This is a genomic window from Segeticoccus rhizosphaerae (genome assembly GCF_005222685.1).
Taxonomy (GTDB): domain Bacteria; phylum Actinomycetota; class Actinomycetes; order Actinomycetales; family Dermatophilaceae; genus Segeticoccus; species Segeticoccus rhizosphaerae.
Map to the genome: position 1 here is coordinate 23,581 of NZ_SWMA01000043.1, position 10,059 is coordinate 33,639.

A 10,059-nucleotide genomic window follows, 5' to 3' on the forward strand; every position below is an offset into this window, starting at 1 on the left:
GAAACTCAACGGCCGACGGAGTGCGCCCTTTCCTGGTCCTGCCGGTGGAAACGGCTCAGTTGCGTCACGTGGGAGGGGCCCAGCTCCTCGACGTTGCCGACCTGGAGCAACTTCATGGTGCGGACCACCTGCTCGGCGAGGATGGCGATGGCGCGGTCGACGCCCTCGCGGCCGCCGGCCATGAGCCCGTAGAGGTAGGCACGCCCGATGAGGGTGAACTTCGCGCCGAGCGCCAACGAGGCCACGATGTCCGCACCGTTGCGGATGCCGGTGTCGACGATGATCTCCACGTCGCTGCCCAGTTCACGGGCCACCTCGGGGAGCAGGAGGAAGGGCACGGGAGCGCGGTCGAGCTGACGACCGCCGTGGTTGGACAGCACGATGGCGTCGACGCCGACATCGGCGAGCTTCTTGGCGTCCTCGAGGGTCTGCACGCCCTTGACGGCGAACTTGCCGGGCCACATCGCGCGGATCTCCGCGAGGTCGTCGAAGTCGATGGACGGGTCCATGGCGGAGTCCAGCAGCTCGCCCACCGTCCCCCCGGTCTCGGACAGCGAGGCGAACTCGAGCTTGGCGGTGGTGAGGAAGTCCCACCACCACCAGGGGCGCAGCGCGGCGTTGGAGAAGGTGCGCAGGCCAAGCTGGGGCGGGATGGAGAAACCGTTGCGGGTGTCGCGCAGGCGCGCCCCGGCCACCGGGGCGTCGACGGTGAAGAACAGGGTGTCGTAGCCCGCCCGGGCCGCGCGCTCGGCGAGCCCGAAGGAGATCTCGCGCTGGCGCATGACGTAGAGCTGGAACCAGTTGCGACCGTGGGGGTTGGCCGCCTTGACGTCCTCGATCGAGGTCGTCCCGAGGGTCGACAGAGTGAACGGGATGCCGGCTCGGGCAGCGGCGCCCGCGCCGGCGACCTCGCCCTCGGTCTGCATCAGGCGGGTGAAGCCGGTGGGCGCGATGCCGAAGGGCAGCGCGGAGCTGCCGCCGAGGACCTGCGTCGAGGTGTCCACCCGGGAGACGTCGTGCAGGATCGCGGGGTGGAACTCGACGTCCTCGAAGGCCTGCACGGCCCGGGCCATCGAGATCTCGCCCTCCGCGCCGCCGTCGGTGTAGTCGAACGCCGCGGCGGGGGTGCGGCGTTTGGCGATCCGGCGCAGGTCCTCGATCGTCAGCGCGGCCTGCAGTCGGCGCTTCTTCAGGTTGGGCTCGATCTTCCTGAACTTCATCAGCTCGAAGACCTCGGCCGGCTTGGGCAGCTGCCTCTGGACCACAGTGACGGACTCCTTCGCGACGACGGGCTCGGACCTGCCTCGAAGACTACGGGTAGGCGGGAGGGCGGAACAGGCCAGCGGAGGCGGCGAGCCAGGTGCCCGGCGCCGCGTGACCGCCGCGTGACCGCCGCTCGACCCCCGCGCGTCCACCTGCGCGGGCGCCCCGCCGTTTTGGCCGCGACCACCCCGCGCTGCTAGATTTGACCATCGCGTGCGCGCTCAGGTCGTGTGCGCATGCTTGAGCACCACCCTGCGCGTCTCAACCACGGGTGCCCCACGCCCGGTCCCGAGGCGCGTCTGTCGCCCTCATGACAGAGCAGCACCGACCTACCCGAATGTGAGAAAGAAGCCTCGTGGCAAACATCAAGTCCCAGATCAAGCGGATCCGCACCAACGCCGTCGCGACCGAGCGCAACCGCGCCGTCAAGAGCGAGCTGCGCACCTGGATCCGCAAGTTCAGCGCCGCCGTCGAGTCGGGTGACAAGACCGCGGCCCAGGAGGCGCTCAAGGTGGCCTCCACCAAGCTCGACAAGGCCGTCAGCAAGGGTGTCATCCACCAGAACAACGCGGCCAACAAGAAGTCGGCGATGGCCAAGAAGGCCGCCTCCCTCTGACCTGAAGGGCAACGCAGCGCAGCGATCCTGCCGCCAGGGAGCGCGACCACAAGCGCTGAGCCCAAACGTCGCAAGGCCGTCGCCCCACCGGGGTGGCGGCCTTCGTCGTGTCACCACCGGTCGATAACGTCGCTGCCATGACCGTCGCCGCCGCCCTCGTGCTGGCGGCCCTCGTGCTGGCGGCCCTCGTGGTGGCCACGTGGGCAGCCGTATGGCGTGCCGCACCGCGCGTGGAGATGGTCACCAAGCCGCTGGCCCTGCTGGCGCTGATCGCGCTCGCCGTCACGCTCGGTGCCCCCGGCACCGACGTCGGGGTGTCCGTGCTCGTCGCCCTCGGGCTCGCGCTGGTCGGCGACGTGTTCCTGCTGGGCTCGGGCGCTCGGTCGTTCGTCGGGGGCCTCGGGGCCTTCCTGCTCAGCGACCTGGCCTACCTCGTCGCCTTCGTCATGCTCGGGTTCCACTGGATCCCCGCGCTCGTCGTCCTGGTCCTCGCGCTCTTCGTGCTGCGCACCGCGGGCCACCGGGTCCAGGCCGGGGCCGCGCGCGAGGGCGGGCCCTGGCTCGGTGGTGGCACGACGGCATACATGCTCGTGCTGTCGGTGCTCGCGGTGACCGCAGCGGGCACCGCGCTGCCGTTGGTGCTGGCCGGCGCGCTGGTCTTCCTCGTCTCCGACCTCGTGCTCGGGCTGGACCGGTTCGTCGGGCCGCGCGCCCGCGCCGACCTGGTGGTGATGGTGACCTACCACGTCGGGCAGGTGCTGATGGTGGTCGGGGCCCTGACCTCGGCGACAGCGAGCAGCGGCCTGCGCTAACCTTGAGCACATGCGTTGCACACTGCTCCTTATGCAGCCGCGTTGATCGGTCGGACGACAACGCGGCAAACCCCTCCGTGGTGAGGGGTTTTCTCATGTCTGGCGGTGCGTCCGACACCGCGACTGGAGACAGCCAACGACGCGCACTGGTGACCGGAAGAGGACCGCGAGCATGAACGAGACCCCGCATCGTTACACCGCCGAGCTGGCCGGCCGGATCGAGGAGGCGTGGCAGGACCGGTGGGAGGCCGAGGGCACCTTCCACGCGCCCAACCCCGCCGGCCCGTGGGCCGAGCCCGAAGCGGTCGCGACGTTCGAGGAGCACGGCAAGCTGCTCGTCCTCGACATGTTCCCCTACCCCTCGGGCGCCGGCCTGCACGTGGGGCACCCGCTGGGCTACATCGGCACCGACGTCTTCGCGCGCTACCACCGGATGACCGGCAAGAACGTCCTGCACTGCCTGGGCTACGACGCGTTCGGGCTGCCGGCCGAGCAGTATGCCGTGCAGACCGGCCAGCATCCGCGCAAGACCACGGAAGAGAACATGGTCACGATGCGGCGCCAGCTGCGTCGGCTCGGGCTGGGACACGACGACCGGCGCAGCATCGCCACGATGGACCCGAGCTACTACCGGTGGACGCAGTGGATCTTCACCCAGATCTTCGAGAGCTGGTATGACGAGCGTGCCGGTCGCGCGCGCCCGATCAGCGAGCTGGTGGCCGCCTTCGAGCGCGGCGAGCGGCCGACGCCGGACGGGCGGCCGTGGACCGAGTTGAGTGCCGACGAGCAGCGCGCAGCGGTCGACGACGAGCGGCTGGCCTACTCCAGCGAGGCCCCGGTCAACTGGTGTCCGGGGCTGGGCACCGTGCTGGCCAACGAGGAGGTCACCGCCGAGGGCCGCTCCGAGCGCGGCAACTACCCGGTCTTCCGGCGCAGCCTGTCGCAGTGGATGATGCGCATCACCAAGTACGCCGACCGGTTGGCCGACGACCTGGACCGGGTCGACTGGCCCGAGAAGGTCAAGGCCATGCAGCGCAACTGGATCGGTCGCTCGCAGGGCGCCCAGGTCGCGTTCGCGGTGACGACTCCGGCGGGGGAGCAGAAGGCGATCGAGGTCTTCACGACCCGGCCGGACACGCTGTTCGGCACCACCTTCATGGTGCTGGCGCCCGAGCACCCGCTGGTCGAGTCCCTGGTGGCACCAGGCGAGTGGGCCGAGGGCACCAACCCGGTGTGGACCGGGGCCGAGGCGTCGCCGAGCGCGGCGGTCTCGGCATACCGGCTGGCGGCCTCGCGCAAGACCGACGTGGACCGGCAGTCCGAGGGCAAGGACAAGACCGGTGTCTTCACCGGCAGCTACGCCACCAATCCCGTGACCGGAGAGCAGATCCCGGTGTTCGTCGGCGACTACGTGCTGATGGGCTACGGTACCGGCGCGGTCATGGGCGTGCCCGGCGGCGACCAGCGCGACTTCGAGTTCGCGACCAAGTTCGGCCTGCCGATCGTGCACACCGTGCAGCCGCCCGAAGGGCACCCGGCCGACCAGGCCTACGCGGGCGCGGGAGTGACGATCAACTCGTCGAACGCGCAGATCAGCCTGGACGGGATGAGCGTCGACGAGGCCAAGGAGGCGATCATCGCCTGGCTGGAGGCCTCCGGGGCCGGACACGGCACCGTCACCTACCGGCTGCGCGACTGGCTGTTCTCCCGCCAGCGCTACTGGGGCGAGCCTTTTCCCATCGTCTACGACGAGGACGGGCACGCCCACTCGCTGCCCGACTCGATGCTGCCGGTCGAGCTGCCGGAGGTGCCCGACTACTCGCCCAAGACGTTCGAGCCCGACGACGTCACGTCGGCGCCGGAACCGCCCCTGTCGCGGGTGCCGGAGTGGGTCAACGTCGAGCTGGACCTGGGCGACGGCCCGAAGCGCTACCGGCGCGAGACCAACACCATGCCCAACTGGGCCGGATCGTGCTGGTACTACTTGCGATACCTCGACCCCGCCAACGACCGGGTCTTTGTCGACCCAGAGGTCGAGGCCTACTGGATGGCCCGGCACGAGTCGACCGTCGAGGGGGCGCCCGAGGGCATCACCGACCCCGGAGGCGTCGACCTCTACATCGGCGGGGTCGAGCACGCCGTGCTGCACCTGCTCTACGCCCGGTTCTGGCACAAGGTGCTCTTCGACCTGGGCTACATCGACTCCGAGGAGCCGTTCCGAAAGTACTTCAGCCAGGGCATGATCCAGGCTTTCGCCTACACCGACTCCCGCGGGCAGTACGTGCCGGCGGAGGAGGTCGAGGAGACGCCCGGGCCCGACGGCGCGGAGCCGGCGTTCACCTGGCGGGGACAGCCGGTGCGGCGGGAGTACGGCAAGATCGGCAAGTCGCTGAAGAACGCGGTCAGCCCCGACGACATGTATGCCACCTTCGGCGCCGACACGTTCCGGGTCTACGAGATGTCGATGGGCCCGCTGGAGCAGGGGCGGCCGTGGGAGACCCGTGCCGTCGTCGGCGCGCAGCGGTTCCTGCAACGCCTGTGGCGCAACGTCGTCGACGAGGCCACCGGCGAGCTGACCGTGGTCGACACGCCGATGGACGAGGCAACCCGGCGCGCGGTGGCCCGTGCGATCGACGGCGTGGGCCGCGACTACCACGCGCTGCACTTCAACACGGCGGTCGCCAAGCTGATCGAGCTCAACAACACGCTGACCAAGCTGCCGGCTGTGCCGCGGGAGGCGGCCGAGACCATCGTGGTGATGACCGCCCCGGTGGCCCCGCACATCGCCGAGGAACTGTGGAGCCGGCTGGGCCACCCGGATTCGCTGACCTACGAGCCGTTCCCGAAGGCCGACCCGGCGCTACTGGTGGAGGACACGGTCACCTGCGTCATCCAGGTGCAGGGCAAGGTCCGCGACCGGATCGAGGTGGCGGCCGACATCAGCGACGCCGACCTGGAGGCCGCGGCGCTGGCGAGCGAGAAGATCGTGGCGCTGCTGGACGGGCAGTCGGTGCGCAAGGTCATCGTGCGCGCGCCGAAGCTGGTCAACATCGTGGCCGGGTAGCCTGCCCGCGTGAGCGTCGCCATCGTCACCGACTCCACGGCATACCTGCCGTCGGACGTGGTCGCGCGCCATGACATCCACGTGGTGCCGCTGCACGTCGTGCTGGGGGGCATCGAGCACTCCGAGGGGGTCGACGTGTCGACCGCTGAGGTGGCCGCAGCGCTGCGGGCGTTCACCCCGGTGAGCACCTCGCGGCCGTCACCCCAAGTCTTCCTCGAGACCTATGAGCGTGCTGCCGCCGAGGGCGCGGATTCGATCGTCTCCGTGCACATCTCGGCCGCCATGTCAGGCACCTACGAGGCGGCCATGCTGGCGGCGCGCCAGTCACCGGTGCCGGTCGAGGTGGTCGACTCGCGGGTGCTCGGCATGGCGATGGGGTATGCCGTGTTGTCGGCCGCCCACGTTGCGGCGCACGGCGGCTCGGCGCAGGCGGCGGCCCAGGCCGCCCGGTCTCGCGCCGGGCGCGCGACGGCGATCTTCTACGTGGACACGCTGGAGTACCTGCGGCGCGGCGGCCGGATCGGCGCGGCCTCCGCCTTGCTCGGGTCCGCCCTGGCGATCAAGCCGCTGCTCACCCTCGACGACGGCCACATCGAGCCGCTGGAGAAGGTGCGCACGGCGTCGCGGGCGCTGGGCCGGATGGAGGAGCGTGCGGTCGCGGCGGCCACCGAGACCGGGGGCGACGAAGGGGTGGATGTCGCTGTGCAGCACCTTGATTCGGTCGAGCGGGCCGGGGCGTTGGCCGAGCGGCTCCGCGACCGGTTGCCCGAGGCGCACGAGGTGGCACTGGTCGAGCTCGGCGCCGTCGTCGGCGCCCACGTCGGCCCGGGGACGATCGGCATCGTGGTGTCACCGCGGCCGGACTCGTCGTTCGCCTTGGACGACTCGACGGGGGCCGAGTCTTGACCGGCCCCGGATCGTGGCTCTGGTTCGTCGTGGCCGTGGTGCTGGCGTTCGTGGTCGGCAGCATCAGCCCGGCGACGATGATCGCGCGTCGGCGCCAGGGCGACCTGCGCCTGGGCTCGGGCAACCCGGGGGCCACCAACGCGGGTCGCCTGCTCGGACTGCGCTACGGGGTCGTCGTGGGGGTGCTGGACGTCCTCAAGGGCCTGGTGCCGGCCCTGTTGGCCCTGTGGCTGCTCGACCGGTTCACGGCATACGCCGTCGGGCTGGCCGCGGTGCTCGGACACATGTTCTCGCCGTTCCTGCGGGGGAGGGGCGGCAAGGGTGTCGCGACGTCGCTCGGTGCCGTGCTGGCGCTGCTGCCGTGGTTCGCCCTGGTGATGGTGGTGCTCTTCGGGCTGGTCGTGTGGGCGGGGCGGTGGGTGGCTCTCGCGTCCCTGTGCGCGGCGGCGGCGCTGATCGTGCTGTCGCTGGCCGGTCCTGTTCCGGATCCGGAGGTGGTCGCCCGCACCTTCGGCGTGGCGATCGGGGTGCTGGTCGTCATCCGGCACCAGCGCAACATTCGGGCCGCCCTGCACATGGTGTGAGCGCCAGCAGTCGGGCGAACGGACGACTGCCGCGTCGGCCAAAAGGATGAATTCTTTACCATTTCCTTACCAAGCCCTGACTTTAACTTGTACGTTCCTGCTCAGTAGCCAAGTGGTTACCACTGAGTAGCCGGCATGGTCGCCGGCTGGGGATGACGGGGTTTTGACATGCAAAGCACAAAGTCTTGGGCAACGCTGGTCTGCTCGGCGGTCCTGTTGGGTGGCGGCGTCCTGGGTGCCGGCGCGGCGAGCGCCGCTGGCCTGGATTGCGGCACTCCGGCCCAGCCGGCGGTCTACACGACGGTCGCCCACCCGGCTGTCCCCGCGGTGACCGGTCTCGAGACCGTGGTCGACGTCGCGGCCAAGGCGGCCGTCACGCACGACGAGGCGCAGTGGCAGCGGACGGTCGTCGTCACGCCGGGTGTGCCGGCGGTCGACGAGCAGACGCACACGGAGACCGCCTACGTCGACGGCTACGGCGCTCCCGAGGGTGATGGCTGGTCGCGCACCGGCGAGAACAGGACGGTCGTGGACCAGGAGGCGTGGGACGAGACGGTCACGGTGCCCGCCACGTACGTCACCGAGCGACAGTGGCGGCAGCAGGTCGTCGACCAGCCCGGCCAGGACGCGACCTACCGCACCGACAGCGCCGACACCGAGAGCTCGTCCCCGCCAGAGGGCGACGGATGGACCCTGGAGGGCACGACCGGCGAGGCCGCGTACTCCGAGCAGGTGCTCGTCAAGGAGGCGTGGACCGAGAAGGTCATCGACCAGGCGTATGTGCCTGCCAAGCCTGCCGTCATGAAGGTCCTGGTGAAGTGGGTGGAGCGCGGGGGCAACGACTTTGTCTGGTTGCCCCAGGGGGACCCGGGCCCCTCCGACTACACCCTGTCCAACGACACCGAGGAGACCGTCCTCGAGCCGGGCACCCCTGAGGTGCCGGAGATCTCGCACGACGTCGTCCACCCGGCCGTGTACGAGACCGTCAACCACGAGTCCACCCTGGTCTGGCACTGGACCCGCCAGGTCGTCGACCAGCCGGCGCAGGACCCCACCTACACCTGGGTCTACCAGTGGAGCGTTGAGTCGCCTGGCGCCGACTGGTCGCAGACCTACCTCACCCGCGAGGTCGTCGACGTGCCCGCCCACGACGAGGTCATCCACCATCCGGAGGTGACGCACCAGCAGCAGGAGTGGACGCGGGCGGTCGTCGACGCCCCCGCGCAGGATGCGGTCGAGGCTGTGACGGACACCGAGACGACGTGGCTGCCGGTCGGTGAGTCGCCCGAGGGCGACGGGTGGTCGCTCACGGGGGCCACCAAGACGGTCACCGACCAAGACGCCGTGGCGGAGCAGTCGCACACCGAGAAGACGGTCGTGACCCCGGCCGTCGCCGCCTGGGGCGAGCAGGTGCTCGTGTCCGCAGCCGTCCCCGCCGGAGACGAGTGCCCGGCAGCGCCGGACGACACAAACCCGGCAGGAGGTCCGGCCTCGCCGGCAGTCGAGGCGCCTGCGGCACCGGTCCAGCACGTGTCGCTGCCTCAGGCACCGTCGGCCCCGGCACCGCAGTCCGACCCCGTCGTTCCGCGGCTCGTGCACACCGACGGTGGGCAGCTGGCGCACACCGGATCCGGCGACGCCGGCGTGGCTGGCGCCGGCCTCCTGATGACCCTGCTGGGTGGCCTGCTCCTGCTCCTGCGCCCGAGGAGCCGCCGGTCCGAGTAACCGGATCCCCTTACGCGACAGCGCCCGAACGACTCGACCGTTCGGGCGTTGTCGCGTCACGGCGTGATGGCGTGATGGCGTGATGGCGCGGACGGTCGTCGTCCACAGAGTCGGTCGCCGCCACCTCGTCCTCCACAGCCGTGCCGCAGTGGGCTGCCGTGCCACCAGTGCACTCCTAACGTGCCCGGTATGCCGCGTCGTCGCCTCCCGCCCCCACCTCCGGAGCGGCTCGCGGCCATCCTCGGCATGGATCCGCCGCCCGTCGTCGGACCTGCACCTGTGCGAGACGGCGCGGCTGAGAGGCCAGCCGCGTCCGCCTCTGATCCTGCGATGGAGGCGTCCGGCGCCGCCGCAGCCGTCCCAGACGAGGGCGAACCAACTTGGGAAGACGACGATTCCGGCTGGACGCCGCAACGGCCCGACCCGACGCGCTCGACTGCGGCGCGGTCGCAGGGACGGCACCGACCGGCCAAGACGCCACGGCCGCCGCTGATCACCGTCCCGGACGCGCTGCGCGACCTGGCGGTGCGACCCAGCCGGTTGGCGGTCCTCGGCCTGCTCGTGGTCGTCGTGCTGGCCGGGCTCGTGCTCGGCGTGCGAGTGGCGTGGGCCCGCTCGGGCGCCCAACCGCACCCCGTGGCGGCCCAAGCCGGCAAACCGCTCGTGCAGCGTTCGGTGCCAGCCGATTTCGCCACGTCCAACTCGAGTGACGGCCGGACGCCGATGGCGTCTTCCACCACCTCGCCGACCTCGCTCCCCACCGCCGCGACGGTGCTGCTCGTGCACGTGGTGGGCCAGGTGCGCCATCCCGGGGTGGTCCGGCTCCCACCCGGTTCACGGGTCAAGGACGCCGTGCGGGCCGCCGGGGGAGCGACCGGACGGGCTGACCTGCGCGAGATCAACCTCGCCCGGCCAGTGGCGGACGGCGAGCAAATCGTCGTGCCGAGGCCGGGGGAGCGACCCACCCCGCTGCCCGGGGCACCGCCCGACGTCGGCGGGGCGCCGGTCGCTGGCGGTGTGGCCGCGGACGGCGCGGCCTACGCGCTGCAGGAGCTGCTGACGATCAAGTCGGACGACGTGACCGGACGG

Annotated in this window: 8 protein-coding genes; 7 read left to right on the plus strand and 1 reads right to left on the minus strand. The window is 70.9% G+C overall.

Going from position 1 to position 10,059, the window contains the following annotated elements:
• Window positions 1-5 precede the first annotated feature (5 nt).
• Window positions 6-1,265 carry an alpha-hydroxy acid oxidase gene (locus FCN22_RS19090; protein ID WP_137123154.1) on the minus strand — a complete coding sequence of 420 codons (1,260 nt, stop codon included), beginning with the start codon at window positions 1,263-1,265 and terminating at the stop codon, window positions 6-8.
• A 353-nt stretch (window positions 1,266-1,618) separates the two neighbouring features.
• Here FCN22_RS19090 and rpsT point away from each other — a divergent pair, with 353 nt between their 5' ends.
• The 7 genes from rpsT to FCN22_RS22395 form a co-directional block, all read left to right on the plus strand.
• On the plus strand, window positions 1,619-1,879 hold the full coding sequence (gene rpsT, locus FCN22_RS19095; RefSeq protein WP_137123155.1) for a 30S ribosomal protein S20: 261 nt from the start codon (window positions 1,619-1,621) through the stop codon (window positions 1,877-1,879).
• A gap of 137 nt (window positions 1,880-2,016) precedes the next feature.
• Entirely contained in the window at window positions 2,017-2,691 is a 675-nt protein-coding gene (locus FCN22_RS19100; RefSeq protein WP_137123156.1) for a lysoplasmalogenase family protein, read from the plus strand.
• 172 nt (window positions 2,692-2,863) lie between these two features.
• Window positions 2,864-5,755: a leucine--tRNA ligase gene (gene leuS / locus FCN22_RS19105; RefSeq protein WP_137123157.1), complete on the plus strand. Its 2,892-nt coding sequence runs from the start codon at window positions 2,864-2,866 to the stop codon at window positions 5,753-5,755.
• Between the two features lie 9 nt (window positions 5,756-5,764).
• A complete protein-coding gene (locus FCN22_RS19110) occupies window positions 5,765-6,661 on the plus strand; it encodes a DegV family protein (RefSeq protein WP_137123158.1) in 897 nt (298 codons plus the stop codon).
• The gene (locus FCN22_RS19115) at window positions 6,658-7,245 is read left to right on the plus strand and encodes a glycerol-3-phosphate acyltransferase (RefSeq protein ID WP_238384849.1); all 588 of its coding nucleotides are present in this window, start codon (window positions 6,658-6,660) and stop codon (window positions 7,243-7,245) included. The genes FCN22_RS19110 and FCN22_RS19115 overlap by 4 nt, the downstream gene beginning before the upstream one ends.
• 168 nt (window positions 7,246-7,413) lie before the next feature.
• Complete coding sequence (locus FCN22_RS19120) at window positions 7,414-8,970, plus strand: hypothetical protein (protein WP_137123159.1); 1,557 nt, start codon at window positions 7,414-7,416, stop codon at window positions 8,968-8,970.
• Between the two features lie 330 nt (window positions 8,971-9,300).
• On the plus strand, window positions 9,301-10,059 hold a 759-nt coding region (locus FCN22_RS22395; RefSeq protein ID WP_238384850.1), incomplete at its 3' end, for an SLBB domain-containing protein.

Bases quoted from the DNA above. Each gene is read 5' to 3' on its own strand.
- FCN22_RS19100 (WP_137123156.1), top strand. From the start codon at position 2,017: ATGACCGTCGCCGCCGCCCTCGTGCTGGCGGCCCTCGTGCTGGCGGCC.
- leuS (WP_137123157.1), top strand. From the start codon at position 2,864: ATGAACGAGACCCCGCATCGTTACACCGCCGAGCTGGCCGGCCGGATC.
- FCN22_RS19120 (WP_137123159.1), top strand. From the start codon at position 7,414: ATGCAAAGCACAAAGTCTTGGGCAACGCTGGTCTGCTCGGCGGTCCTG.